At 72.8% G+C, this 26,965-nt stretch carries 23 protein-coding genes and 1 pseudogene; all 24 read left to right on the forward strand.

Translation table 11 applies throughout. From position 1 onward, the window contains the following. Positions 1–467: 467 nt before the first annotated feature. The 24 genes and pseudogenes from mraZ (at position 468) to ACIBO8_RS07715 (ending at position 26,931) form a co-directional block, all read left to right on the forward strand. Positions 468–899, forward strand: coding sequence for a division/cell wall cluster transcriptional repressor MraZ (mraZ, locus tag ACIBO8_RS07600; protein ID WP_041833368.1), 432 nt, complete (start codon positions 468–470; stop codon positions 897–899). Between the two features lie 147 nt (positions 900–1,046). Then, a complete protein-coding gene (gene rsmH, locus ACIBO8_RS07605; RefSeq protein WP_396114301.1) occupies positions 1,047–2,195 on the forward strand; it encodes a 16S rRNA (cytosine(1402)-N(4))-methyltransferase RsmH in 1,149 nt (382 codons plus the stop codon). 8 nt (positions 2,196–2,203) lie between these two features. Next, positions 2,204–2,707 (forward strand): annotated as a pseudogene (locus ACIBO8_RS07610) (hypothetical protein); the annotation flags it as partial. 409 nt (positions 2,708–3,116) lie between these two features. Next, the gene (locus ACIBO8_RS07615) at positions 3,117–5,297 is read left to right on the forward strand and encodes a penicillin-binding transpeptidase domain-containing protein (RefSeq protein ID WP_396114746.1); all 2,181 of its coding nucleotides are present in this window, start codon (positions 3,117–3,119) and stop codon (positions 5,295–5,297) included. Between the two features lie 55 nt (positions 5,298–5,352). Further along, complete coding sequence (locus ACIBO8_RS07620) at positions 5,353–6,870, forward strand: UDP-N-acetylmuramoyl-L-alanyl-D-glutamate--2,6-diaminopimelate ligase (protein WP_396114302.1); 1,518 nt, start codon at positions 5,353–5,355, stop codon at positions 6,868–6,870. Then, positions 6,867–8,261 (forward strand): UDP-N-acetylmuramoyl-tripeptide--D-alanyl-D-alanine ligase, encoded by a 1,395-nt coding sequence (gene murF, locus ACIBO8_RS07625; RefSeq protein WP_396114303.1) that lies wholly within the window; start codon positions 6,867–6,869, stop codon positions 8,259–8,261. Before ACIBO8_RS07620 ends, murF begins: the two co-directional genes overlap by 4 nt. Further along, complete coding sequence (mraY, locus tag ACIBO8_RS07630) at positions 8,258–9,355, forward strand: phospho-N-acetylmuramoyl-pentapeptide-transferase (protein WP_396114304.1); 1,098 nt, start codon at positions 8,258–8,260, stop codon at positions 9,353–9,355. The genes murF and mraY overlap by 4 nt, the downstream gene beginning before the upstream one ends. Positions 9,356–9,545: 190 nt before the next feature. Continuing rightward, positions 9,546–10,865 (forward strand): FtsW/RodA/SpoVE family cell cycle protein, encoded by a 1,320-nt coding sequence (locus ACIBO8_RS07635; protein ID WP_396114747.1) that lies wholly within the window; start codon positions 9,546–9,548, stop codon positions 10,863–10,865. Positions 10,866–10,915: 50 nt separating this feature from the next. Continuing rightward, a complete protein-coding gene (murG, locus tag ACIBO8_RS07640; RefSeq protein ID WP_396114305.1) occupies positions 10,916–12,025 on the forward strand; it encodes an undecaprenyldiphospho-muramoylpentapeptide beta-N-acetylglucosaminyltransferase in 1,110 nt (369 codons plus the stop codon). Positions 12,026–12,053: 28 nt separating this feature from the next. Beyond that, complete coding sequence (gene murC / locus ACIBO8_RS07645; RefSeq protein WP_396114306.1) at positions 12,054–13,472, forward strand: UDP-N-acetylmuramate--L-alanine ligase; 1,419 nt, start codon at positions 12,054–12,056, stop codon at positions 13,470–13,472. Positions 13,473–13,479: 7 nt separating this feature from the next. Beyond that, positions 13,480–14,247 carry a cell division protein FtsQ/DivIB gene (locus tag ACIBO8_RS07650; protein ID WP_396114307.1) on the forward strand — a complete coding sequence of 256 codons (768 nt, stop codon included), beginning with the start codon at positions 13,480–13,482 and terminating at the stop codon, positions 14,245–14,247. Positions 14,248–14,541: 294 nt separating this feature from the next. Continuing rightward, positions 14,542–15,678 (forward strand): cell division protein FtsZ, encoded by a 1,137-nt coding sequence (gene ftsZ / locus ACIBO8_RS07655; RefSeq protein WP_396114308.1) that lies wholly within the window; start codon positions 14,542–14,544, stop codon positions 15,676–15,678. Positions 15,679–15,683: 5 nt separating this feature from the next. After that, entirely contained in the window at positions 15,684–16,475 is a 792-nt protein-coding gene (locus tag ACIBO8_RS07660; protein WP_396114309.1) for a YggS family pyridoxal phosphate enzyme, read from the forward strand. A gap of 226 nt (positions 16,476–16,701) precedes the next feature. Continuing rightward, positions 16,702–17,397, forward strand: a complete 696-nt coding sequence (locus ACIBO8_RS07665) for a cell division protein SepF (protein ID WP_396114310.1) — start codon at positions 16,702–16,704, stop codon at positions 17,395–17,397. Positions 17,398–17,421: 24 nt separating this feature from the next. Then, entirely contained in the window at positions 17,422–17,727 is a 306-nt protein-coding gene (locus ACIBO8_RS07670) for a YggT family protein (protein WP_366156027.1), read from the forward strand. A 58-nt stretch (positions 17,728–17,785) separates the two neighbouring features. Continuing rightward, complete coding sequence (locus ACIBO8_RS07675) at positions 17,786–18,607, forward strand: DivIVA domain-containing protein (protein ID WP_396114311.1); 822 nt, start codon at positions 17,786–17,788, stop codon at positions 18,605–18,607. Between the two features lie 48 nt (positions 18,608–18,655). Then, positions 18,656–19,984 carry a hypothetical protein gene (locus ACIBO8_RS07680; protein ID WP_396114767.1) on the forward strand — a complete coding sequence of 443 codons (1,329 nt, stop codon included), beginning with the start codon at positions 18,656–18,658 and terminating at the stop codon, positions 19,982–19,984. Between the two features lie 69 nt (positions 19,985–20,053). Beyond that, on the forward strand, positions 20,054–20,428 hold the full coding sequence (locus ACIBO8_RS07685; RefSeq protein ID WP_396114312.1) for a DUF167 domain-containing protein: 375 nt from the start codon (positions 20,054–20,056) through the stop codon (positions 20,426–20,428). After that, positions 20,425–21,933, forward strand: coding sequence for a potassium/proton antiporter (locus ACIBO8_RS07690; RefSeq protein WP_396114313.1), 1,509 nt, complete (start codon positions 20,425–20,427; stop codon positions 21,931–21,933). Before ACIBO8_RS07685 ends, ACIBO8_RS07690 begins: the two co-directional genes overlap by 4 nt. A 222-nt stretch (positions 21,934–22,155) precedes the next feature. Continuing rightward, positions 22,156–22,557 carry a TraR/DksA family transcriptional regulator gene (locus ACIBO8_RS07695; RefSeq protein ID WP_396114314.1) on the forward strand — a complete coding sequence of 134 codons (402 nt, stop codon included), beginning with the start codon at positions 22,156–22,158 and terminating at the stop codon, positions 22,555–22,557. Beyond that, on the forward strand, positions 22,467–23,135 hold the full coding sequence (lspA, locus tag ACIBO8_RS07700) for a signal peptidase II (RefSeq protein WP_396114315.1): 669 nt from the start codon (positions 22,467–22,469) through the stop codon (positions 23,133–23,135). The genes ACIBO8_RS07695 and lspA overlap by 91 nt, the downstream gene beginning before the upstream one ends. Continuing rightward, complete coding sequence (locus ACIBO8_RS07705) at positions 23,132–24,058, forward strand: RluA family pseudouridine synthase (protein WP_396114316.1); 927 nt, start codon at positions 23,132–23,134, stop codon at positions 24,056–24,058. Before lspA ends, ACIBO8_RS07705 begins: the two co-directional genes overlap by 4 nt. A gap of 27 nt (positions 24,059–24,085) precedes the next feature. After that, entirely contained in the window at positions 24,086–25,108 is a 1,023-nt protein-coding gene (locus tag ACIBO8_RS07710; protein ID WP_396114317.1) for a hypothetical protein, read from the forward strand. Between the two features lie 200 nt (positions 25,109–25,308). Beyond that, entirely contained in the window at positions 25,309–26,931 is a 1,623-nt protein-coding gene (locus ACIBO8_RS07715; protein WP_396114318.1) for a MinD/ParA family protein, read from the forward strand. Positions 26,932–26,965 lie beyond the last annotated feature (34 nt).

Below are 26,965 nucleotides of genomic sequence, written 5' to 3' on the forward strand. Positions count from 1 at the left end.
ATAACATTTATTCCTCCGCCACAAACTCGGTCGGGGGGGTTTTTTTGTCACCCCGCCGCGGGCCCTTTGCCCCTCAACTCCAACATCCTTTTCTGGGGGGGGGGGGGGGGGGGGGCCCCCCCCCCCACTGTCATGTCCTCCACTTTTTCCTCCACTTCCCTCCCCGGGGCATACCCGAGCACTCGGGTATGCCCTTTTTCGGCGGAGTTTCGTGCCCGCCTGGGCGGCATGTCGGAAAGTGGACCTTGGATGGGGCCGGTCCGCCCTCCACTCCGACCCCACCGCGTCTGACGTGCGCATTCATCCGCGAAAACGGTTCATGGACGGGCCGATTCCGGTTGCGGGTGGAGGGAAGTGGAGTAGAGTGGAGCGCAGTGGCAGGGCCGGATCGGACCTGCCGGCCCGAGCGAACCGGCGGACCGCGCTGAGGAACCAGAGCGGAGCTAACTGGGCAGGGGGGTTGGCCGATGTTCCTCGGCACTCATACCCCACGCCTGGACGACAAGGGCCGGCTGATCCTCCCGGCGAAGTTCCGGGACGAGCTGGCGGGAGGTGTCGTGATCACCAAGGGGCAGGAGCGTTGCCTGTACGTGTTCCCGATGCCGGAGTTCCAGCGGATCGCGGGGCAGCTGCGTGACCAGCCGGTCACCAACAAGGCCGCCCGGGCCTACAGCCGGGTGTTCTTCGCCAGCGCGCACGACGAGATCCCCGACAAGCAGGGCCGGGTCACCATCCCGGGCCACTTGCGGGAGTATGCGGCACTCGACCGTGAACTCGTGGTGATCGGCGCGAGCACGCGGGTGGAGATCTGGGACAAGCAGTCCTGGGAGCAGTACCTCTCGGCGAGCGAGGACGACTTCGCCGACATCGAGGAGGGGGTGCTGCCCGGCGGACTGTAGGCGTGGCTACCTGCCGGCCGCCGCGGCGGTCCGGACGTCGCTGCCGCCGTACTGCGAGATCTCCAGCCGCTCCCGCTCCTGGCGCCTCTTCCCCGGCGCCAGGCGTGTGTCCGGTGGGGCGCGCCCGATGGCAACGGGCACGAGCGGATGGGGATCTGGCGGTACGGAAGACGACCGGACGCCGATCGCGAACAAGCGGCCGGACGGCGCGCGAGAGAGAGCAGGGCGATGGGGGTCGACATGGGGGAGCTTCGCGGCACGCACGTGCCGGTGCTGCTCGAGCGCTGCCTCGAGCTGCTCGCCCCCGCGCTCGACCGTCGCGGTGCGGTGCACGTCGACTTCACGCTCGGCCTGGGCGGGCACGCCGAGGCGGTGCTGGAGCGGCACTCCGATGTGGTCCTGGTCGGACTCGACCGGGATCCGGAGGCACTCGCGCACTCCCGGCACCGGCTCCAGCGCTTCGGCGACCGCGTCCACCTGGTCCACGCGGTGTACGACGAACTCCCGGCGGTCCTCGCCGAGCTCGGCTTCACCGCGTTCCACAGTGGGCTGTTCGACCTGGGAGTGTCCTCGTTGCAGCTCGACGAGGCGGACCGGGGCTTCGCGTACGCCAAGGACGCGCCGCTCGACATGCGGATGGACCAGTCGCGGGGGATCACCGCCGAGGAGGTCGTCAACGGCTACGAGCCGGGCGAGCTGGTCCGCATCCTGCGGGTGTACGGCGAGGAGAAGTTCGCGCAGCGCATCGTCTCGGCGATCGTGCGGGAGCGGGCGAAGGCGCGGATCGTGTCCTCCGCCAGGCTCGCGGAGCTGGTCCGGGACGCCATCCCGGCCGCCGCGCGGCGAACGGGTGGAAATCCCGCTAAAAGAACGTTTCAGGCGCTACGTATTGAGGTAAACGCGGAACTCGCCGCCCTCGAGGCCGCGGTTCCGGCCGCTTTGGACTTCTTGGCCCCGAAAGGGCGCCTCGTCGTCATGTCGTATCAGTCATTGGAAGACAGGATCGTCAAGCGCGCTCTGGCCGCGAGAGCGCGGAGCACCGGGCCGATCGATCTGCCGGTCGAACTGCCCGGAACCGGTCCGACCCTGCGGTTGCTGACCCGGGGGTCGGAGCCGCCGACGGCGGCGGAGGTGGCGGAGAACCCGCGTGCGGCTTCGGTGAAGCTGCGCGCGGCGGAACGGATCGACGAGCAGGACCAGGGACGAGGGGCCGCCCGCGAACGGCCCCGGATGTCCACGCACGGGGGACGAGGGCGGCGACGCCCGGGGGAACACCAGGAGGGGGAGGGGCATTGAGCGAGCGCATGACCACCGCGCCGCGGTCGGGGGGCCGGACCGCGGATCGGGCGGAGAAGGGCCGGCGCACGCCGGCCGGCACGAAGGGGACGGCGCGGGGGGCGCGCCAGTTCCCGATCCAGGGCACCACCGCGCTGAAGCTCAACGCTGAACAGCAGCGGGACGCCGTCGCGACGCCGCGCCTGCGGGTCGCGCCGCCCGCGCCGATCAACGCACCGCGGGCGCCGTTCATCGCGCTGGTGGTGGCCGTCGTGGTGGCCGGGGTGCTGGGCATCCTGCTCATCAACACCAAGACGGCGGAGAACTCGTTCGAGCTCGACACGCTGCAGCAGCAGCAGGCCGACCTGGACGCGCGCCAGCAGGCGCTGGAGAACGAGATCGCCGCCAACAACATGCCGGGCAGCCTGGACGCGGCCGCGCGCCGCCAGGGCCTGGTCAAGGCGGACTCGCCGGCGTACATCCGGCTGCCCGACGGCAAGATCATCGGGGTGCCGAAGCCGGGCCGCGGCGAGCCGGCCGTCACCGCCCAGGATCCGGAGGCGACGGCTCGGGCGGTGGAGCGGGCGAAGACCGACACGGCCGCGTCGACGCAGGATGCGACGACGCAGGACGTGACCGGGGACGCCGCCGCCGGACCGGGTGCGGCCACCCCGGCGCGCGTGCCGGGTCAGGGCACGTCTCCCGTCGCCGGGCAGTAGCGCGGTGACGCCGCGTTCGGACGAGACGCCGCGCCGGGGCCAGCAGCCCCGGCGCGGCGCTTCTTCGCAGGACCAGACAAGCGCGGGTGACGAGCGCGACCGCGGCCTCGGGGGCATCGGTGCCGCGCGGGCGTACACGCCGCGCGGGCGTACCGTGCGCGAGGGCGACCAGCGGACGCGGTCGCCGCGGGCCGGCCGGAACGTCGACCCGCTCCGGCCGCCGCTGCAGGTTCTCGACGGTGGGCGGCCGGCGCGGGAACGCCGCCGCGACGCCGACGACGAGCCGCCGCCGCAGCGCCGGGGTGCCGCGGGCGACCGCGTCGAGGAATCCAGGAGCCGCCCCCGACGGGACCGCACCGACCGCGATCAGGGAAACCGGGACCGGCAGCCGCGAACTGCCCGGACGGCCCAGGAGCGCGGCCGCGGCCAGGCCGGGCGCGGAGAGCCGACACGCGCGACCGCGGGGGCCGGGCGTACCCGGTCGACCGCCGATCCTCGCCGCGTCGGCGCCGGGCGTACCGAAGCGGGCCGGCCCGGACGTGACCGCCGTGTCGCCGCACCACCCGGTCCACGACGGACGGCGGGTGCACGGCCCGGCGCCGCACCGCCGCGTCCTGGGAGCCGCCGGCCGACGCCGGTGGTTCCGGCCGAGCCGCCGAAGCTGGCCAACAGCACCAGGCGGCTGCGGCTGGGCACGGTCCTGGCCCTCTCGCTGTTCGTGATGATCGGCGTACGGCTGGTCGTGCTGCAGGTGATGGAGTCGCCGGCCGCGACGCAGAGCCTGATGGAGCAGCAGAAGAACCGGCTGGCCGACGTCGTGCTGCCCGCGTCCCGGGGCAGCATCCTGGACCGCTCCGGGGCCGTGCTGGCGCACAGCGTCGAGGCCCGGTACGTCTACGCCGACCCCGAGCTGGTCAAGGACCCGGCGAAGACGGCCGCCCAGCTCTCCCCGCTGCTCGGGGTGCCGCAGTCCAAGCTGATCCAGCTGATGGCGAAGAAGAAGCGTCCCGGCGGCGGCGAGTCCCGCTTCGAGTTCCTCGCCCGCGGCGTCGACATCGCGGTCGCGGACAAGATCAAGAAGCTGAACCTGGCCGGCATCGGGTCCCGGCGCGACGAGCGGCGGGACGTGCCCGGCGCCGACCTGGCCGCGAACCTGATCGGCTTCACCGGCGAGGACCACACCGGGCTGGAGGGCATCGAGGCCCGCTACGACGAGCTGCTGCGCGGCACCAACGGCGAGAAGGTGTACGAGATCGGCCGCGGCGACCTGGCCAAGGAGATCCCCGGCGGCTACCACCGCGAGACGCCGGCCGCCCCGGGTTCCTCGGTGCAGCTCACCATCGACCGCGACCTGCAGTTCGAGGTGCAGCGCTACCTCACCCAGCAGATGAAGAAGGTGGACGCCACCGTCGCCGGTGCCGTCGTCCTCGACGTGCAGACCGGGGAGGTGCTGGCGCAGGCGAGCTACCCGACCTACAACGCGCAGAAGCCGTTCGACTTCACGCCGACCGAGCGTGAGGACGCGCCCTCCAGCGTGATCTCGGACCCCGGATCGACCCACAAGGCGTTCACCATCGGGGCGGCTCTGCAGGAGGGGGCCATCAGCAAGGACTCGGAGGTCGTCGTCGGCCGGGCGCTGCGGCTCGGCGGAGTGCCCTTCGTCGACCACCACTCCTTCCCGAACGGCACGAAGCTCACGATTCCGCAGGTCCTGGCGTACTCGTCGAACGTCGGCACGATCCGCATCGCGCAGAAGCTCGGCAAGGAGAAGCTGTACGAGTACCAGCAGAAGTTCGGCCTCGGCCGCCCCACCAACGAGGGCATGCCCGGTGAGGCGTCCGGCCGGCTGCTGAGCCCCGACGACTGGAGCGGTTCCGCGTGGGGCTCGGTGCCGATCGGCCACAGCGTCGACGCCACCCTGCTGCAGATGGTGGCCGGTTACGGAGCGATCGCCAACGACGGCGTGTACGTCCAGCCGCACCTGATCAAGGCGACGATCTCCGGCCGGGACGGCGCCGTGACGGCTTCCGCACCACCGGAGACGCACCGCGTGCTCGACGTCCGGGTGGCGCGGGACCTGCGCGAGATGATGGAGGCGGTCGTCGACGCCAAGGGCGCCACCGGCACCAAGGCGAAGGTCGACGGCTACCGGGTGTCCGGCAAGACGGGCACCGGCAAGATGCTGGTCGACGGGCAGTACACCAGCCACAACGCCGGCTCGTTCATCGGCATGGCGCCGGCCGAGAAGCCGCGCTTCGTCATCGGCGTCTTCGCGGACGTCCCGAACGGCACCGGCGGCGACGTGGCCGCGCCCGCGTTCAGCAAGATGATGAGCTCCGCGCTGCTGCACTACCGCGTGCCACCGTCCGGTACCAAGCCGCCGACCTTCTTGTGGAAGGACTGAGCCACGCGGATGGCGTGCGCAGCCGGGTCCGCGACACCGGGTAGGGTCTGACGCCGTGTCCGGCATTCCCCGTCCCCAGACCGTCCGGCGGTCGCGGCTGACCGACCTCGCGGCGCTGGTCGATGCCGAGATCACCGGCTTGACCCACGCCGAGGTCACCGGAGTGACCCACGCCAGCGGCGAGGTGCGTCCCGGTGATCTCTACGCCGCCCTGCCCGGCGCCCGCCGGCACGGCGCCGAGTTCGTCGCTGCCGCCGCCGGGGCGGGCGCCGTCGCCGTGCTGACCGATCCGGCCGGGCGGGACGCCGCGTCCGCCGCCGGGCTGCCGGTGCTGGTGGTGCCCGACCCGCGTGCGGTGCTCGGCGTGGTCTCCTCGTCCGTGTACGGCGACCCGACCGCGCAGCTCACCGTGATCGGCCTGACCGGGACCGCCGGCAAGACCAGCACGGCGTACCTGGTCGAGTCGGGGTTGCGGGCGGCGGGGCTGACCACCGGGCTGATCGGCACGGTGGAGACCCGCCTGGGTGACCTGGTGGTCAGCAGCGTGCGTACGACGCCCGAGGCCACCGATCTGCACGCGATCCTCGCCGCCGCGGTCGAGCGCGGGGTGACCGCGGTCGTGATGGAGGTGTCCAGCCACGCGCTGGCCATGGGCCGCGTCGGCGGCGTCCGGTTCACCGTCGGCGGTTACACCAACTTCGGGCTCGACCACCTCGACTTCCACGCCGACGCCGACGACTACTTCGCGGCCAAGGCGAAGCTGTTCGACGGCCGCTGCCGCTTCGAGGTGCTCAACGCCGACGACGAGGCGCTGAAGCCGCTGTTCAAGCCGGCCACCATCAGCTACTCCGCGGCCGGGGACACGGCCGCCACCTGGTCGGCGTCCGGCATCAGCGGCGACGCGTTCGGGCAGCGCTTCACCGCGCACGGCCCCGGCGGCGACGTCCGCGCCGGGGTGGCGCTGCCCGGGCGGCACAACGTCGCCAACGCGCTGCTCGCCCTCGCCTCGCTGGTCGCGGCCGGCGTCGACCCGCAGGTCGCCGCCGAGGGCATCGCCGCCTGCCCGGGCGTGCCCGGCCGGCTGGAACGGGTCGAATCCCCGGGCGACGTGTTCGGGGTCGTCGACTACGCGCACAAGCCGGACGCGATCGTGGCCGCGCTCGCCGCGCTGCGCGAGCTGGCCACCGCCCGCGGCGGCCACCTGCTCTGCGTCATCGGCGCCGGCGGCGACCGCGACAAGGGCAAACGCCCGCTGATGGGTGCGGCCGCCGCGCGCGGCGCCGACCTCGTCGTGGTGACCGACGACAACCCCCGCACCGAGGACCCCGCCGCCGTGCGCGCCGCGGTCCGCCAGGGCGCGGAGCAGGCCGGCGCGCCGGCGAAGATCATCGAGGTGGCGGGCCGCCGGGCCGCCATCGACGAGGCGGTACGGCTGGCCGGCCCCGGCGACGTCGTGGCCGTCCTCGGCAAGGGACACGAGCGAGGCCAGGAGGTGAACGGCGAGGTGCTGCCGTTCGACGACCGGATCGAGCTCGCCGCCGCGCTGGCCGCGCGCCCGGGCGGTGCCGCTTGATCCGCATGACGCTGGACGAGATCGCCGCGGTGACCGGAGGGCGTCTCGTCAACGCCGACCCGGCCGCGACCGTCACCGGCCCGGTCGAGTACGACTCCCGCGCCCTGCAGCCCGGCGGCCTGTTCGTCGCGTTCGCGGGCGAGAAGGTCGACGGGCACGACTACGCCGCCACCGCGATCCAGGCAGGGGCCGCCGGGGTGCTCGGCTCCCGGGACACCGGGCAGCCGGGCGTCGTGGTCGCCGACCCGCTCGACGCGCTCGCGAAGCTCGCCCACGTGGTGGTCGGCCGGCTCCCGGAGCTGACCGTCGTGGGGCTCACCGGCTCGTCCGGCAAGACCACCACCAAGGACTACATCGGGCAGCTGCTCACCCGGCTCGGCCCGACGGTCGCACCCGCCGGGTCGCTCAACAACGAGCTCGGATTTCCGTACACGGTGCTCAAGGCGACCACGGAGACGCGGTTCCTGGTGCTGGAGATGGGCGCCCGCGGCATCGGGCACATCGCATACCTGGCCCGCATCGCCGGACCACGGATCGGCGTGGTGCTCAACGTGGGCGCCGCCCACATCGGCGAGTTCGGGTCGGTCGAGGGCACCGCGCGGGCCAAGGGCGAGCTGGTGGAGAGCCTGCCGCCCGAGGGGCTGGCCGTGCTCAACGCCGACGACGCGCTGGTGTCGGCGATGGCCTCCCGCACGCAGGCCCGGGTGCTGCTGGTGGGCGAGTCGGCGCAGGCCGGCGTCCGGGCCGCCGACGTGGTCCTGGACGAGCGGGGACGCGCGGCCTACACGCTGGTGACGCAGGCCGGAAGTGCTCCCGTGCGCCTCGCCGTGACCGGCCGCCACCAGGTCGGCAACACGCTCGCCGCCGCGGCCGTCGCGCTCGAGGCCGGGATGCCTGTCGCCGACGTCGCCGCCGCGCTGGGCGACGTGGGGATCGTCTCCAGCCGCCGCATGGACGTCTTCGACCGCCCCGACGGCGTGACGGTCATCGACGACTCGTACAACGCCAACCCGTCCTCGACCGCCGCCGCCCTGCGCGCCCTGGCGGCCCTGGGGGAGGGGCGGCGCACGATCGCCGTGCTGGGCTACATGGCCGAGCTGGGCGAGTACGAGACGTCCGGGCATCAGGACGTCGGCCGCCTCGCCGCCGAGCTGGGCGTCGACCGGCTGGTCGCGGTCGCGCAGGCCGCGCCGGTGCTGGACGGTGCTGCGTCCGTACCGGAATGGAAGGGTGAGCCGATCGCCGCCGCCGACCAGGCGGCCGCCATCGCCGCGGTGACCGGGGATCTGCGCCCGGGCGACGTGGTGCTGGTCAAGGGGTCGCGCTACCGCACGTGGGAGGTGGCCGATGCGCTGCGCGCGGATGCGGCCGCCGAGGAGGTAAGCCCGTGAGGGCAGTCATCGTCGCGGCCGCGGTCGCGTTCATCATCTCGCTGTTCGGCACCCCGGTCGCCATCCGCGTGTTCACCGCGCTGAAGGCCGGTCAGCCGATCCGCGCGGTCGGCCCCGCCACGCACCAGGGCAAGAAGGGCACGCCCACCATGGGCGGTGTCGCGTTCATCGTCGCGACGGTGCTGGCGTACGTGGCCGGTCACGTCGCGCTGACGACGCTGCCCCCGGGGCAGATCGCCCAGGTCCAGCCCACGATGACGGCGCTGGTCCTGCTCGGGCTGTTCGTCTTCTGCGGCGCGGTGGGCTTCCTCGACGACTTCCTCAAGGTGCGCAAGCGGCACTCCGGCGGCCTGAGCGCCAAGGGCAAGCTGCTCGGGCAGCTGCTGGTCGGCGGCGGGCTGGGTGTCGCGGCCCTGTACGTGCCCAGCACCAACGGGCAGACCGTGGCCAGCGAGCACATCTCGTTCATCCGCGACATCAGCTTCCTCGACGTCGGCAAGGTCGGCTCGGTCATCGTCTTCGTCTTCGTCATCATGTCGATGTCGAACGGCGTGAACCTCACCGACGGCCTGGACGGCCTGGCCACCGGCGCCTCGATCCTGGTGCTGGGGGCGTACGCGCTGATCGGCTTCTGGCAGTACCGCCACTGGTGCGGCGACCTGGCGTACACGGGCCGGTATTGCTACGAGGCGCGGGACCCCCTGGAGGTCGCGTTGATCGCGGCGGCGGCGGCCGGCGCCTGTGTCGGCTTCCTGTGGTGGAACACGTCGCCCGCCCGGATCTTCATGGGTGACACCGGCGCGCTCGGCCTCGGCGGCCTGATCGGCGGCCTGGCGATCGCGACCCGGACGACGCTGCTGTCGATCATCATCGGCGGCCTGTTCGTCATCATCACGATGTCGGTCGTGATCCAGATCATCTCGTTCAAGACCACCGGCAAGCGCGTCTTCCGCATGTCGCCGCTGCAGCACCACTTCGAGCTGGCGGGCTGGAGCGAGGTCAACATCGTGGTCCGCTTCTGGATCGTCGCGGGCATCTGCGTGGCGATCGGCCTCGGCCTCTTCTACAGCGACTTCCTGCGCGTCATGGGATAGATCTCCCGCGACACGCCACGGGCGGAACCCGGGGGCGGCGTGTCGCCCCACCATGATGGTGGGCATGGGGGAGGACAAGCCTGAGGCCCGGACCACGGTCACCGTGTCGCCGGCGGCGACCGTGCAACCCGCGCCGCCACCGGTACGCCCGAAGACGCTGAGCCAGCAGCTGCTGCCCGCGGTGCACGGCATGCTGGCGCGGCCGCTGTCCTCGTACTACCTGCTGATCGCCAGCTCGGGTCTGCTGCTGCTCATCGGCCTGACCATGGTGTTCTCCGCGACCAGCGTGAAGGCGTACGCGGAGGACGGCAGCGCGTTCGCCGCCGTGCGCAACCAGCTGGTCTTCGCGGTGCTCGGCCTGGTCGGCTTCTGGGTGTGCCAGCGTCTGCCCGCGACCACCCTGCGGTTCTTCGGCGTCTACATCCTGACCGGGGCCGTCGTGCTCCTGGGCGTCCTCGACCTGATCCAGGCCCTGGGCGCCATCGGCGTCCTGCACATCGCGGCCGACGGCAGCGTGTCGCTCGGCCCGCTGCGCGCCAACCTGCTCTGGCTCTACATCGGCCCGATCGGCCTGCAGCCCTCCGAGCTCGTCAAGATCGGAGTGGTGCTCTGGGGGGCGGACCTCATCGCGCGCAAGGGTGCCGACCTCGGCTACTGGCGCGAGCTGTCCATGCCCATGTTCCCGGTCGTCGGCCTGCTCTTCGTCCTCGTCGGCTACAACGACCTCGGCACCATGCTGGTGGTCCTGGCGCTGATCGTCGGCCTGCTGTGGGCCGCCGGGGTGCGCACCCGGGTCTTCGCCGCCCTCGGCGTCCTGGGCCTGTCGGGCATCGGCCTGCTCATCGCGGCGGCCTCCCGCGGCGCCGGCTCGGGCACCGAGGGCGAGCCGAACTACCGGCTGCTGCGCATCACCACGTGGCTGAGCCCGCCCAAGGACTGCGCCGCCGACCTCTGTTACCAGATCCTGCAGGCCCGCTCGGCGATCTACGAGGGCGGCTGGTTCGGCGTGGGCCTCGGCAAGGGCGCCCTGAAGTGGAACTGGCTGCCGGCCGCCGACAACGACTTCATCTATGCGGTCGTCGCCGAGGAGCTGGGCGTCGTCGGCTGCATGGTGATCGCTGTGCTGTTCGGGGTGCTGGCGTACACGGGCTTCCGCATCGCCCGGCGCGTCGACGACCCGTTCCGGCGCCTGGCCGCGACCGGCATCACCACCTGGCTGGTGGCCCAGGCGGTCATCAACATGGGCGGTGTCATCGGCCTGCTGCCCCTGACCGGCGTGCCGTTGCCGCTCATCTCGGCAGGTGGCAGCGCGCTCGTCGTGACGATGGCCGGCGTCGGCATCCTCGCCTCGTTCGCCCGCGCGGAGCCCGACGCGGCGCGAGCCCTGCACGCCCGTCCGCCCGCTCGGTGGGTGCGACTAGTGTGGGCCCCGCTGCCGCCGCTCCCCCCGCAGCGGCGGCCGGGTCCGTCGCGCCCTGGTAACCGGGCACCCGCGAAGGATCGCCTTTAGTCGTGCTCAAGGGTGGTGGGCGGGGTGGTCGGATGGGTGAGGAGATGGTGTTGGCAGTACTCCGTTCTGTCGTGCTCGCCGGGGGAGGCACCGGCGGCCACATCTATCCGCTGCTGGCCTTCGCCGATGCGCTGCGCCGCCACTTCCCCGAGGTCCGCATCACCACGCTGGGCAGCCCGAAGGGGATGGAGAACGACCTCATCCCGCCGGCCGGCTACGACCTGCGGGTGATCCCGGCGTTCCAGCTCCCCCGCTCGATCAACCTCGACCTGTTCCGCACGCCGGACCGGATGTACAAGTCCGCGCACGCCGCCGGGAAGATCATCGACGAGGTCCAGGCCGACGTCGTGGTGGGCTTCGGCGGGTACGTGTCGGTGCCGGCGTACCTGGCGGCGTGGCGGCGCGAGCTGCCCATCGTGATCCACGAGGTGAACGTGCCCCCGGGCGTGGCCAACCGGATGGGCATGAAGTTCACCAAGAACGTCGCCGTCGGCTTCCCGAGCCAGCCGAAGGCCGCCGAGTCGCTGCGCGACGCCCGGGTGGTGGGCGTGCCGCTGCGGACCGCGATCGCCCGGATGGACCGCGCCGCCCTGCGCCCGCAGGCACTGCAGCACTTCGGGCTCCGCCCCGACCTGCCGGTGCTGTTCGTCTCCGGCGGTTCCTCCGGCGCCCGCACGATCAACCTTGCCGTGGCGGAGGCGGCCAAGAAGATCACTCACGCCGGCATCCAGGTGCTGCACGTGCAGGGCGGGCGCAACGACCCGTTCGAGGTGCCCAGCGACCTGCCGGCGCCGTACGTCGTGGTGCCGTACCTGTCGGACATGCAGCTCGGCTATGCCGCCGCGGACCTCATGCTCTGCCGCGGCGGGGCGATCACGGTCGCCGAGACGACCGCGATCGGCATGCCGGCCATCTACGTGCCGTACCCGCACAGCAACCAGGAGCAGAAGCGCAACGCCCTGCCGGTCGTCGAGTCCGGCGGCGGCCTGCTGGTCGACAACGCCGAGCTGACCGCGGAGTGGATCGAACGTACGGTCATCCCGCTCGCCCGCGACCCGCAGCGGCTCGCGACGATGGGCCGGGCCGCGGGCGCGTACGGCCGCCGCGACGGCGACGAGGCACTGCTGGACTTCGTGTGCGAGGCGGTCGGCCGCCGATGAACCTTTCTGCGAGTAGGGGAGTGACCGCGTGAACACGGCGGAGCTGAAGCCGGCCGGCGGGTTGACCGCCGAGGACCTGGGCACGGTCCACCTCATCGGCATCGGCGGCGTCGGCATGGGCGGCCTGGCCCGCCTGCTGCTGACCCGCGGCGTGCCGGTCTCCGGCAGCGAGCTGCGTGAATGGCCGGCCCTCGCCGCCCTCCGTGCGCTGGGCGGCACGGTGCACATGGCGCACGAGCCGTCCAACCTCGACGGCGTCGACACGGTCGTCTACTCCACCGCGATCCCGCAGGACCACGTGGAGATCGTCGAGGCGCGCCGGCGCGGGCTGCGGGTCCTGCACCGCTCCGAGGCGCTGGCCGCGGCGATGACCGGGCGCCGCACGATCGCGGTCGCCGGCACCCACGGCAAGACCACCACCACGTCGATCATGACCGTGATCCTGCAGCATGCCGGGGAGGATCCCTCCTTCGTCATCGGCGGCGAGATCTCGGCGGCCGGCTCCAACGGCCATCACGGCTCCGGCTCCTACTTCGTGGCCGAGGCTGACGAGAGCGACAAGTCGTTCCTGGTCTACCGCCCGCACGTCGCGATCGTCACCAACATCGAGGGCGACCACCTCAACAACTGGGGCGACCTCGAGGGGCTGAAGGCGGGCTTCCTGGAGTTCGCCGAGCTCGCCGACCCGGACGGGTTCGTGGTCACCTGCGTCGACGACGAGGGCGTGCAGGACCTCATCGCGGCGCTGCGCGCCAAGGGCAAGACCGTTTACACGTACGGCGAGAGCGAGGCCGCCGACCTCCGGCTGAGCGACGTGGTCTCCTCCGTGCAGGGCGTGCGCTACCAGGCCACCCTCGACGGCAAGCCGCTGGGCGAGATCGCGCTCGCGCTGCCCGGGCGGCACATGGGGCTGAACAGCGCCGCCGCCGTGCTGACCGCGCTGCGGCTGGGGCTGCCCTTGGACAAGATCACCGAGGCGCTGGGTTCGTTCCCGGGCGTGCGGCGGCGGTTCGAGCGCAAGGGCACGGTGGCCGGGGTCCGGGTCTACGACGAGTACGCGTACCACCCCACCTCGGTCAAGGCCGCTCTGCGCACGCTGCGGGAGGTCGCCGGTGACGGGCGGCTGGTCGTGGTGTTCCAGCCGTACCGGGTCTACCGCACCCGGGACCTGCAGGCCGAGCTCGCCGAGGGGCTGGCCATCGCCGACGAGGTGATCGTCATGGAGGTCTTCGGCCCCGGCGAGACCCGCGGCCCTGGGGAGGGCGGCGTCGCGCTGACCGCCGCCATCGACCTGCCCGCCGACCGCAAGGTCTTCGTGCCGTCGTGGGAGGACGTGCCCGCCGAGGTCGTGCGCCGCAGCCGACCCGGCGACGTGGTGGTGACCATGGGCGCCCCGCCGATCTCGCTCATGGGCGACGAACTGCTGGCCGCCCTGGCGGAGAGCTGAGCCGGAGATGACCGACGGGGGCGGGCGCAACTGGCGGCTGGTGCGCGCGGACACGGACGCCGTGCCGCCGTCGGTGCGGCGGTTCATGGCCCGTGCCCGGCAGCGCCGGTTGCAGGCGGCGCTGCCCTGGGCGGTCGGCCTCGGCGTCCTGCTCGTCGTGGGCGCGCTGGTCTGGACGGTGTACGGCACCTCCGTGCTCGGCGTGCGCGGGGTCCGGGTGGTCGGCACCGACACCCTGACGCCGGCGCAGGTGGAGCAGGCCGCGGCCGTGCGCATGAGCGAGCCGCTCGCCCGGGTCGACCTGGACGCGATCCGCGACCGGGTGCAGGCCCTGCCGGCCGTCGAGCGGGCGGTTGTGTCGCGCAGCTGGCCGGGCACCGTCGAGGTGCAGGTCGTCGAGCGCCGGCCCGTCGCCGCCGTACCGGTGGGCAAGGAGTTCTCGCTCATCGACGCGGAGGGCGTCGCCTTCCGTACGGTCCCGGACCGGCCGTCCGGGCTGCCGGTGGCCAAGCTCGCCGCGCCCGGGCCGGAGGACATCAACACCCGGTCGGCGCTCGTGGTGCTCTCCTCGCTCACCGCCGAACTCCGCGAGCAGCTGCTGTCCATCTCGGTGCCGGCGCCGGCTCAGGTCAGCCTGGGGCTGCGCAGGAGCAGGACGATCATCTGGGGTGACGACACCGAGAGCGAGAAGAAGGCTCAGGTGGCGACCGCCCTGCTGGCGCGCAAGGGCGACACGATCGACGTGAGCGCGCCGACCGTCGTGACGATCCGCTGACCGGCCGCTAAACGGACAAGACACGCCAAACGGCTTATTAGGTTCGAGGTTACGGCTGAGTCGGATAGTCGCCTCATCAGCGGACGCCGACACGCCGCGTTGGTCCTTGGATCGGGCGACACGTCCGCTTACGTTGCCCCGAGAGGTTCAGTAGTTGACATAGCTCTAAGCCTCTAGTAGAGGGTGAGGGTTCTCCTCGCCCTCCCTTGTACGGAGCGGACGTCGATGGCGGTTCTCTGGCCGGACCGCTGGGGCCTCGACGTCCGCCAACCCTGGAAGGGAAGGCTGAGCCCGATGACACCTCCGCACAACTATCTGGCGGTCATCAAGGTCGTCGGCATCGGTGGCGGCGGCGTGAACGCCGTGAACCGCATGATCGAGGTAGGGCTCAAGGGAGTCGAGTTCATCGCGATCAACACCGATGCCCAGGCGCTGCTGATGTCCGACGCCGACGTCAAGCTCGACGTCGGCCGCGAACTGACCCGCGGGCTCGGCGCCGGTGCGCAGCCCGAGGTCGGCAAGAACGCCGCCGAGGACCACCGCGACGAGATCGAGGAGGTGCTCAAGGGCGCCGACATGGTCTTCGTGACCTGCGGCGAGGGCGGCGGCACCGGTACGGGCGGCGCGCCCGTGGTCGCGAACATCGCCCGCAAGCTGGGCGCGCTGACCATCGGCGTCGTCACGCGCCCGTTCTCGTTCGAGGGCAAGCGCCGCCAGGTGCAGGCCGAGTCCGGCATCGACGAGCTGCGCAACCAGTGCGACACGCTCATCGTGATCCCGAACGACCGGCTGCTCGCGCTCGGCGACCGCGGCATCAGCATGATGGACGCGTTCCGCCAGGCCGACCAGGTCCTGCTCTCCGGTGTGCAGGGCATCACCGACCTGATCACCACCCCGGGTCTGATCAACCTGGACTTCGCCGACGTCAAGAGCGTCATGAGCGGCGCCGGCAGCGCGCTCATGGGCATCGGCAGCGCCCGCGGCGACAACCGCGCGGTGGAGGCGGCCGAGAAGGCGATCTCCAGCCCGCTGCTCGAGCAGAGCATGGACGGCGCCCGCGGCGTACTGCTCTCCATCGCCGGCGGCTCGGACCTGGGCCTGTTCGAGATCAACGACGCGGCGCAGCTGGTCACCGACGCGGCGCACCCCGACGCGAACATCATCTTCGGCGCGGTCATCGACGATGCGCTGGGCGACGAGGTCCGGGTCACCGTGATCGCCGCCGGCTTCGACGGGGGTACGCCCTCGTACAAGCCGTCGGAGCCGGCCCGCAAGGTGGTACAGCAGCCGACGGCGCCGCCCGCGGTCACGCCCAGCGTGCCCGCGCCGGTGAGCCCCGCGGCGACCCCGCCCGCCACGACCACCCCGCCGCCGCGCCGGGTGCTCTTCGACGACGTCGACGTGCCGGACTTCCTCAAGAACGGCTCCTGAGGCCCTTGACCGACCAGGCGCGGCGCGACCAGCTGGCCGCCTCGCTCGCCGGGGTGCGCGAGCGGATCGCCCGCGCCTGCTCGGCGGCAGGACGCGACGAGGGCAGTGTGGCCCTGGTCGCGGTCACCAAGACGTACCCGGCCGAGGACGTCGTGCTGCTGGCCGGGCTCGGCGTCACCGACGTCGGGGAGAACAAGGATCAGGAGGCCGCGGCGAAGGCGGCCCAGGTGGCTTCGGCCGGGGTCGTGGTCCGGTGGCACTTCGTCGGGCAGCTGCAACGCAACAAGGCCAGGTCGGTGGTGCGCTACGCCGACCTGGTGGAGTCCGTCGACTCGCTGCGGCTGGCGTCCGCTCTGGACGCTGCGGCCGGCAGACTGCGCGACGCGCCGCTCGACGTGTTGATCCAGGTCAGCATCGACGGCGACCCGGCCCGCGGCGGGGCGATCGATCCGGCGGCCGGCGGGTCGCCGGCAGGCCGGGTCGCCGGCCGCCCTGCGCCCGGCGACCTCGCCGGCGCGTCCGATCCGGATCGCGATCTTCGGCGCATCGCCGACGCGGTCGCGTCCTCCGAGTCGCTGCGGCTGCGCGGGCTGATGGCCGTGGCGCCGCGTGGCTGGGAGCCCGGCCGGGCCTTCGAGGTGCTGGCAGGCACCGCGGCGCGGCTGCGGGCGGACCATCCGGACGCGACGGTGCTGTCGGCGGGCATGAGCGGCGATCTCGAGCAGGCCGTCCAGCACGGAGCGACACACGTACGGATCGGCACTTCTTTGCTCGGGATGCGAAACACGCTGCGGTAGCCTTGCGGCGGGCAGCAAACTACATACGTGTTGTTTACGCGCGACGTGCTCAGATGCCGCCGCGCCCGACGACGCAGCGTCGTTAGCGGGCGCCGGGGTCCGAAGGTTTGAAGATCACGGAATCCGTGCAAGGGGGGAAGCGGCACGCCAGGGGACGCGGGTCGCACACGGACGGAGGTGGGGGCATGGACGAGCGGTTCGGCGCCGAGCAGGGTCTGGTGATCGCATGAGCGCGCTACGCAAGGCCGGCGTGTGGCTGGGCCTGGTCGAGGAGGACGACCAGTACGACGAGCGTGGCTACCGCGACAGCGGCTACCGCGAGCGGGAGCGCGACCGGGACCGGGACCGTGACTCCGGATACCGCTACGCCGACGAGTACGCCGACGACGAGGACGACGTCGACGAGGCACCGTCGCTGCCGCGGGCGCGCGTATCCGAGCGGGGCAGCGGCCGGCTGGAGCGGGCCGCCGCGGCCCTCGACCGCGAGGAGCACGAGCGGGCCGAGCGTGGCAGTGTGCGCTCGATCACTCGTCCGCCGGCGCCGGTGGCCGAGCCGGCCGCCCCGCTGTCGTACTCCACCCGCGACAATCTGGCGCTCGCGCCGCAGACGCAGGTGCACCAGCGCGCGGTCGAGGAGGAGCAGCGCTACCAGATCACGACGCTGCACCCGACCACGTACCGTGAGGCCCGCACCATCGGCGAGCACTTCCGCGACGGCGTACCGGTGATCATCAACCTCACCGAGATGGACGAGGGTGACGCCCGCCGGCTCGTGGACTTCGCCGCCGGGCTGGCTTTCGGCCTTCGCGGTACGATCGAGCGCGTGACCAACCGGGTTTTCCTGCTCTCGCCGGCCAATGTCCAGGTCACCGCGGAGGACAAGGCCAAGATCGCTGAGGGCGGCTTCTTCACCCAGAGTTGACCCCTAACGAGGGACGCGCCGGACGTGCTGTCGATCGTGTTTCAGATCATCTATCTGTTGGTCTACGTGTTCTTCCTTACCCTGCTGGCCCGGTTCGTGCTGGGTGCGGTGCTGCAGTACGGGCGCCGGTGGCAGCCGGGACGCGGCGCGTCGGCGGCACTGGAATCCGTGTGGAGCGTCACTGATCCACCCCTCAAGGCGTTGAGGCGTGTGATCCCACCGCTTCGAATTGGTACCGTGAGCTTGGACCTGGCGTCCCTGGTCCTGCTGGTTATCCTGTTCGTGCTTTTGAACTTCGTGTTAGCGCGTCTGATCATCGCGTTCGCCTGACCGCGAGCGTCCTGATCGGCTGCGCCCCACGCGGCCGCAACTGACCCGAGGAGTTTCGATGCCGCTGACCCCGGCCGACGTGCACAACGTCGCCTTCAAGAAGCCCCCGATCGGCAAGCGGGGGTATGACGAGGAGGAGGTCGACGCCTTCCTGGACGAGGTCGAGCGTGAACTCGCCCGTCTGATCGAGGAGAACAACGAGCTGCGTGCCCAGGTGGAGCGCGGCGGACGGGGTGGCGCACCGGCCGGCCCGAGCGCCGACCCCCGCCTCGCGGCCGAGCTCAACGACATGAAGGCGCAGCTTGACCGCGTCCAGCGGGACAAGACCGCCGCGGAGCAGGCGGCCCGGCAGATGCAGGCCGAGCTCGAGCAGGTCCGCGCCCAGGGCCCGGTCGGCGGCGGCGCGTCCGCGTCCGGCAGCGGCGACGGCGAGCAGCAGGCGCTGCGCGTCCTGATGATGGCCCAGCGCACCGCCGACGACCACGTGTCCGACGCGCGCCGCGAGGCCGACAAGCTTCTCTCCGACGCCCGGTCCAAGGCGGAGGAGGTCACCCGCGAGGCCCGCGCCAAGGCGGACGCCCTCGAGCGGGACGCGCGCCAGCGGCACCAGGAGGCCATGGGCGGCCTGGACGCCAAGCGGACCGCGCTGCAGAAGCACATCGAGGAGCTCAAGCAGTTCGAGCGGGAGTACCGCACGCGACTGAAGGCGTACCTCGAGAGCCAGCTGCGCGACCTCGACGGCCGCGGTCAGGGCCTGGAGGCCGAGATGACCCGCGCCGACGCCAACCGCGCGGTCGGCGGTTCCGGCGGCCTCGCCGCGGCCGGCCTCGCCGGCTCGTACGGCGGCAGCCGCGCCACCTCGATCGAGACGGGCCGCTGAGCCCTCGCGTCACCCCTCTCGGACGTGTCCACGCGGCGGGGATGAGCCATGATTGTCGTTAGTCTGCTGCTCATCCTCGTCGCCGTGACGCTGCTCGTCCTCGGCCTGGCCGGCGGCTCGAGCACCCTGCTGATCAGCTCCATCGTCGCCAGCCTGCTGGCCGCGGTGGCCCTGGTGGTCGGCGCGCGCCAGGCCGGCGCGAGCCGACGCTCCGTCGGTGAACCCCTCCTCACCGACGACACCCGCCCCGCCACCGACCCGGCGTACACCGAAGCCCCGGCCCGTGCCGGCGCCGGCCGCCGGGGCGCGGCTTCCGCGGACCGCACCTCCCGATCGTTCCCGGACGACGAGCCGGATCCCGACCGCATCATCCGCGAGGCCTTCGCCGGTGCGTCGTCGGAAACCCCCGCCTCCGGCACCACGGCCGACGGTGGACCGGCGGACGGTGACTCCATCGACCGCACCGGCCGGATCCAGCCCGGCGACACCGCGTCGCCATCACCGCCGGACGCCGCGGCGTCAATCTCGCGGTCCACACCCACGTTTCCCTCCGACAGCGAACCGGACCGCGCCGCCGCGTATGCCGCGGGTCAGCGCGACACCGAGGCGGGCCTCAGCGGCCCGTCCCGGGCGGCGGGCGGTCCGGGCCCCGACGTGACCCAGCGGGTCGAGCCGGACACCGAGCCGGCCGCCCCACCGCCACCGGGCGGCGCCGCCACCGGTGCGGACCGCGCCCCGTACTCGGGCACGGACGCGGACCGCACCACCGGCCGCCGCGCCGCGGATCCCGCCGACGCCGGCGACTACGACCAGGCGGCATCGATGATCGGCGGAGCCCGCGCCGCGGAGGACGACTCCTGGCGCCGGGCACCCGCCGAGACCGCGCCGGATTCCGCGGATTCGTGGCAGCGCGCGGGCGGTGATGGCCGGGCGGCTCGCGAGGAGTCCTGGCAGGGTGCGGGCGGTGACGCCGGCGCGGCCCGCGAAGACGAGCCGTGGGGGCGTGCCTCCGATGCCGGCGACCTCGCCGAGGGCGAGCCGTCGGTGCCGGGCGCCCGTCCGCTGCGGGCGGAGGGCGTTGCCGTGGCCGGAGCGGCGGAAGCCGGAGCCGGCGAGTTCGCCGAACCGGACCCGGACGATCCCGATGACGAGCCGCTGCCGCAGAGGGTCCGGCCCGCCGACGCGGTCCGGGTAGCCCGGATGGACGCCGAGGTCGTGGTCGTGGACGGCCGGCCGCGGTACCACCTGGCCGGCTGCGGGCACCTGAGCGGCCGGGAGACCGAGGCGTTGCCGGTGGCGGAGGCGGTCGAGCTGGGCTTCAGCCCGTGCGGCCTGTGCCGGCCGGTCGACCACCTGGTCGCGGCCGGCGTGCGCTGACGAGGCGTTCACTGTCCGCTGTCGGGCGACCCCGCTTCGGCGACGGGATGAAGATCGGCACAATGGGGCATGGCCAACCGTCGCGTGCCCTCCGACCGGCCCGGATCCGCGAACCGGGCCGGATCCGCCGGTGCGGGCGGTCCGGGAGCCGGGAGTGCGCCGGCTGAGTGCTCCGTCGCTGTGCGGGTCCGGCCCGGTGCCGGCCGCGATCGGGTCGGCGGCCGCTACGACGGGCCGCACGGCCCCGCGCTCGTCGTCGCCGTCGGGGCTCCCGCCGTCGACGGCAAGGCCACCGAGGCGGTGCGGCGGGCGCTCGCCGCGGCGCTGGGCGTACGGCCGGCCGCCGTGACGCTCAAGGTGGGCGCGACCAGCCGCGACAAGGTGTTCACCGTCGCCGGTGACGCCGCGGGGCGGCTCGCGGAGCTCCGCGACGGGTTGCCGTGACCGCCGGGCTGGACGTCGCGCTGCTGGTCGGGGCGGCCGTCCTGCTCATCGCCGTCGCCGCGGTCCGGGTGTCGACCCGGGTGGGCGTACCGAGTCTGCTCGTCTATCTGCTCATCGGCATGGGGCTGGGGGAGTCGGGGCTCGGGATCCGGTTCGACGATGCGGAGCTCACCCGTACCCTCGGGTTCTGCGCCCTGATCATGATCATCGCTGAGGGTGGGCTGACCGCGCGCTGGACCACCCTGCGGCCCGTGCTGGGGTTGTCCGCGATTCTGGCCACGCTGGGGGTGGCGGTCAGCGTCGCGGTCGTCGGCGCCGTCGTGCATTTCGTGCTCGGGCTCGACTGGCGGCTCGCCCTGCTCTACGGCTCGGTGCTGTCCTCGACCGACGCGGCGGCGGTCTTCGCCACGTTGCGGCGGCTCCGGCTGCCGCCGCGGCTCGTGGCGACGCTCGAGGCTGAGTCCGGCATGAACGATGCCCCGGTCGTGTTGCTCGTCGTGCTGCTGTCGACCGCTGCTTTCGCCCATCCGTGGTGGTACGAGCTGCTGGTCGTCACGTACGAGCTGGCCGCCGGCGCAGCGATCGGGATCACCGTGGGGGTGGTGGGCCGGTGGTTGCTGCGGCACGCCGCGCTGCCTTCCGCCGGGCTGTATCCGATCGCCGCCGTGGGGTTGACTGTGCTCGCGTACGCGGCCGGCGCCGTCAGCCATGCCTCGGGTTTCCTCGCCGTGTACGCGGCCGGCGTGGTGCTGGGCAATGCGCGGCTGCCGCACCGCCGGGCCATTCTGGGGTTCGCCGACGGGCTCGCCTGGCTGGCGCAGATCGGGCTGTTCGTGCTGCTCGGGCTGCTCGTCTCGCCGGACGAGCTGCCCGGTGCGCTGGTGCCGGCACTGGTTGTCGGCGGTGCGCTGGTGCTGTTCGCCCGGCCGCTGTCGGTGTGGGTCTCGGCCCTCGCCGCGCGCGGTTCGCGCCGGCTGGGCTGGCGCGGGCAGGCGTTTCTCTCCTGGGCCGGGCTACGGGGCGCCGTACCGATCGTGCTGGCGACCATCCCCCTGTCGCGCGCTACCCCGGGCGCGGACAGGCTCTTCGACGCGGTGTTCGTGCTCGTCATCATCTTCACGCTGGTGCAGGCGGGGACGCTGGCTCCGGCCGCGCGCCGGCTCGGGATCACCGCGCCGGCCGAGGCCGCCGAGATCCACGTGGAGACGGCGCCGCTCGAACGCATGCGCGCCGACCTGCTGCAGATCGACGTGGCGCCGGGGTCGCGGCTCGCCGGGGTGCACATCGACGAGTTGCGCCTGCCGGTCGGGGCCAGCGTCACGCTGGTCGTCCGCGACGGCGCCGGCTTCGTGCCGGGACCGGACACCCGTTTGCGCACGGGGGACAGCCTCCTGATCGTGGCCACCGCGGACGTCCGCGACGTCGCCGAGCGCCGGATGCGGGCCGTGAGCCGCCGGGGACGGCTGGCCCGGTGGTTCGGCGAGGACGGCGTCGACCAGCGCTGACCTGCGCCGACGTCACGTTACGAGGGCACCTGCGGGTACGCCGTGTATTCTTGCGAGCCTCCGGGGTGCGCGGCGGGAATGAGCCGCGCCGTTTGTGCACTTGGGGGCTGTGCACCGGTCGCGCGGGGGCGTGACCAAAGGGGCAGGGGCGGTGGGCGGCCGCGACCTGCCCGACCGACACCGCCGATTTCGCCGCGCCGGGCGCGGCTCAGGGGAGCGACGATGGCCAAGGCAACCGAGAAGGCTGCGCCCGAGCGGTCCCGCAGCGCGGCGGAGACCGAGAAGATCCGCGTCGCGCTCGTCGAACGCCGTGACGAGCTGCAGGCCGAGTACGACCAGTCGCTCACCGAGATCACCGAGCTGCAGCGTGAGCGGCTCGCCGACTCCGCGGGCGACGACCAGGCGGACACCGGCACGAAGACGTTCGAGCGCGAGCAGGAGATCACTCTGGCGAACAACCTGCTGGAGCGCATCAATCAGGTGGAGCGCGCCCTCGAGCGGCTGGGCGAGGGCAACTACGGTTGGTGCGAGCGATGCGGCAACGCCATCCCGGTCGAGCGGCTGGCGGCGTTCCCGGTCGCGACCCGCTGTGTGGCCTGCAAGCAGTTGGAGGAACGACGCTGAACGCCGACGAGGCAGCGGGCGACGCCCCCGGGGCCGGGCCGGCCCGGTCCGGGTTCGCGCGCCGGGCAGTGGTGGTCCTGGGGCTCACCGCGGTGGTCGCCGTGCTGCTCGACCAGCTCACCAAGGAGCTGTCCACCAACGGGCTGACCGAGGGCGAGCCGGTCCGCATCCTGGGCGGCCTGGTCTACCTCTCCCTGCTGCGCAACAGCGGGGCCGCCTTCAGCCTGGGCAGCGGATACACGTGGGTGTTCCCGCTCGTCACGCTGGCCGTGATCGGCTGGATCGGCTGGATGACCACGAGGCTGCGCTCGGTGCCGTGGGCGGTGGCGCTCGGGCTGGTGCTCGGCGGGGCCCTCGGCAACCTCGGCGATCGGCTGTTCCGCGCGCCCGGTGTGTTCCAGGGGCACGTCGTGGACATGATCAGCCTCTTCGGGCCGTACGGGGAGTACTTCGCGGTCTTCAACGTCGCGGACAGCTGCCTGAGCGTCGGGGTGGTGCTGGCCGTCCTCCTCGAGCTCACGGGACGTCAGCGGGATGGTTCACGGACCACGAAGACCAGGGAGAAGTCAGCAGCATGACGGCGCGTTCTCTGCCCGTACCGGACGGTCTTGACGGAATGCGCCTCGATCAGGCCGTGTCGCGTCTCTTCGGGCTGTCGCGCACGGCGGCCGCGACGCTCGTGGAGGCCGGCGACGCCCTGGTCGACGGGATCCCGCGGCCGAAGTCCGACAAGGTCAGTGCCGGCGCCTGGCTGGAGGTAACGCTGCCCGCGCCGGTCACCGCGCCGGCGGTCGTGGCCGAGCCGGTGCACGGCATGAAGATCGTCTACAGCGACGACGACATCGTGGTGGTCGACAAGCCGGTCGGTGTGGCGGCGCACCCGAGTCCCGGCTGGACCGGCCCGACCGTCGTCGGCGGGCTGGCCGCGATGGGGCAGAACGTCGCCACCAGCGGAGCCGCGGAGCGCCAGGGCGTCGTGCACCGCCTCGACGTGGGCACGACCGGGCTCATGGTGGTCGCCAAGAGCGAGGTGGCCTACAGCGTGCTCAAGCGGGCCTTCAAGGAGCGCGAGGTGGACAAGCGCTACCACGCGGTGGTCCAGGGCCACCTCGACCCCCTGCGCGGCACGATCGACGCGCCGATCGACCGGCACCCTACCGCCGACTACAAGTACGCGGTCATGTCCGGCGGCAAGCCGAGCGTCACCCACTACGACACGCTCGAGGCGTTCCGCTCGGCCAGCCTGGTCGACGTGAAGCTCGAGACGGGGCGTACCCATCAGATCCGGGTGCACTTCTCGGCGATGCGGCACCCGTGCGTGGGGGACCTCACGTACGGCGCCGACCCGACCCTCGCCGCGCGCCTCCAGCTGGGCCGGCAGTGGCTGCACGCCCGCGAACTCGGCTTCATCCACCCCCGGACGCACGACGAGGTCCGGTTCGTCAGCGACTACCCTGACGACTTGGGGTACGCACTGGACGTGCTCCGCGACGCGACCTGACCACATCGCGGCGAGGGGGAGTCTCGCATGAGGCCCGGGGACCGGCTGATGCCACCGGCGGCGCGCACCCTGCTGCGCGCCGGCTCGGGGCCGCTCCGGCTGCTGCTGACCGGGCTGACTCTGGCCTCGGTCGCGGCGCTGCTGGTCACCGTCGTGCTGATCACCGACCGCGGTCCCGACGGGCAGAGCCCGGCCGGGGACGTCGTGCGGGTCGGTGTGGTCGAGGGCCAGTCGGTGTCCGGTTACCTGCGTTCCAGCCAGAACGAGCTCGCCGCGCTCCTGCCGGCATCGGGATCGCCGGCGGCCGGGCAGACCTGGGCGCTGGTGAGCCTGGCGTCGTACTACGCGCCGGACAAGCTGGCCGCGCCGCTCGAGGGCGCGGCGGTGGCCGAGGTGTACGCCCGGGCGCCGCTGCCGAACGTCCGCACCCCGGTGGTGCGGATCCCGGTCTACCGGATGCCGCAGGACGTCGTCGGCGGGATGCTGAACGCCGCGCTGGCCCGGGACCAGGAGCAGGCCGACTACCGCAAGCTCAGCGCGGAGCTGGAGGGCGACGGGGTCAACGAGATCAGGCTGCGGCGGGCGTACGACAGCGCCGCACAGACCGCCGCCGCGGAGGCCGCCGCCTACCGGGCCCACTGCGCCTGCGTCTTCGCCGCGGTGGTCCGGGCCGACCCCGCGGTGCTCCAGCGGATCGCCGGACGCGCCGAGGTACGCGTGGTCGACCCGGCCCCGGAGGTGCGGCGGCTCGACCGTACGGAATTCCGGCCGGTCCTGCCCGAACAGACCACGACCGTCCCGGACGACGACGCCTCCGTGTCGCCCGTGCCATCGCAGCCCGTCACTGTTGCCCCCGCCGACCCCGCCCCACTACCCTCATCCCGGGCCGGTGTGACGCCGACCTCATCCGCCGGGTCTGCACGGGAGCCCGGACCCTCAGCCACGGCACCGGAGGAGAGCGCTGCCGTACCCTCTGACTCGCCCGCTTCCCCCGGTCCTGACGTGCCGTCCTCGGCCACGGGAGCATCCCGGGGCGCCTCCAGGCGTTAATTTTCCCGTCGGCATCGACCAGAACGGCCTCGGGAGCCGTATGGACGAGTGGATGCACGTGCGTGAGCGTTGTGCCACTGGGTGATCAACTGAGCGCGCATTTGCGGATGCCAGGTGTGGCCCGAATAGGGTGGGCGTCCGTAGCCTGTTGCAGGGCGACGACGCCCGCCGAGATCGAGTAGGCGCTGGGAGGACGAGCCGTGGACGGGACCGAGACCGGCTGGGGCCGGCCTGCGGAACCAGCCCCGCGATGGCGGGCGCTGCTCGACCGTGCCCGGCACGCGTCCCGCGCGGCCGACGAGGCCGACGAGGCCGAGCAGCAGGAACGGGAGGCCGAATCCCGCCGCGCGGCGGGCGCGACACCACTGCCCAGCCGTCCCGTCGGCCGGCCGTACAACCCGCTGGACCCGCGTCAGCGTGAGCAGGCGGGCACCAACGGCTACGGCCAGCCCGAGCCGCCGCGGCTGCCGCCGGTCAATCCGCTCGACCGGCGTCCCGGCCGCGCCACCCTCGGCGAACGGCTCGGCGCGAGCGAGCCGCTCCCGCCGCCGGCGGATCTCCGGCCGCCGGACCCGCGCCCGGTCAACCCGCTGGAGGCGCGCCGCCAGTCGCGGATCGGCGAGGGCTTCCAGGCCCGCCCCGACGCCGAGCCGCACAGCTTCTTCAACCCCGCCACCCGCGCGGTGCCCCCCTCGATCGGGCGCGTCACCCACGACCCGACGATCCCGCCCGGCCGGGGCGCCGCCTCGGTCGGCTCGGCATCCGTGCTGCCCCCGCCGGCCGCCCCCGCCCCGCCGCCGGTGACCGCCCCGCGGCCGGTTTCGGCCCCGCCGCCGGTCCCACGGCCGGTTTCAGCCCCGCCGCCGGTCCCGCGGCCGGTTTCGGTCCCGCCGCCGGCTCCACGGCCGGTGTCGGCCCCGCCGCCGCTGATGACCCCGTCGCAGCCTCCCCCCGCAGCGCCGGCGCCGACCTCGCCCGCGCCGGCCCGCATCGAGTGGCGTCAGACCCGGCCCGAGCCGGAGGACCGGGCCGCCGGGATCCTGCGCCGCAAGATGGGCAAGCCGCGGGTGCTCGCCTTCGCCAATCCCAAGGGCGGGGTGCACAAGACCACCGCGACCGTGCTCGCGGCCGCCACCATCGGCAGCGTCCGCGGCCGCGGCGTGCTGGCCTGGGACGACAACGAGCTGCGCGGCACGCTCGGCCTGCGGGCCGGCAGCGCCCGGCACGCCCGTACGATCCGGCACCTGGTCAGCGACCTGCTCGAGATCGAGAACATGCACGGCAACGACCTGATGCAGTATTTCGACGGCTATCTGCGGCACGCGTCCGACGGGTCGTACGACGTGCTGGCCGGCGAGGAGAATCCGCGCTTCGCCCAGCGGCTGGATCAGAGCACCGTGCGCCGGGTCATGGACCTGCTCCGGCGTACGCATGACGTGATCTGCGTGGACACCGGCAACAACGTCGAGAGCGTCAACTGGCAGACGGTCATGCGCAGCGCCGACCAGCTCGTCATCACGACCGTCCCGCGCGAGGACGCCGCGTTCACCGCCGACTGGATGCTGGACGTGCTCAATGAGACCGGGATGGAGGATCTCGTCGCCAACGCCGTGACGCTGATCTCCTGCCCGTCGCCCGGCAAGCTGCCGCTGCTCGACGACCTCGCCAAGCACTTCGCCACCCGGACCCGCGGGGTGGCCGTCGTCCCGTACGACCCGGCGCTCGAGGTGGGCTCCTCGATCGAGTATTCGGTGCTCCAGCCGGAGACCAGGCAGGCGTGGCTGCGCGCCGCCGCTGTGATGATCGAGCCATTCGTCGAATAGCCGGTGTCGCGTGTGCCGCCTGCCGCGGCCGAAG

This window comes from Actinoplanes sp. NPDC049681 (assembly GCF_044465265.1).
Classification (GTDB): domain Bacteria; phylum Actinomycetota; class Actinomycetes; order Mycobacteriales; family Micromonosporaceae; genus Actinoplanes.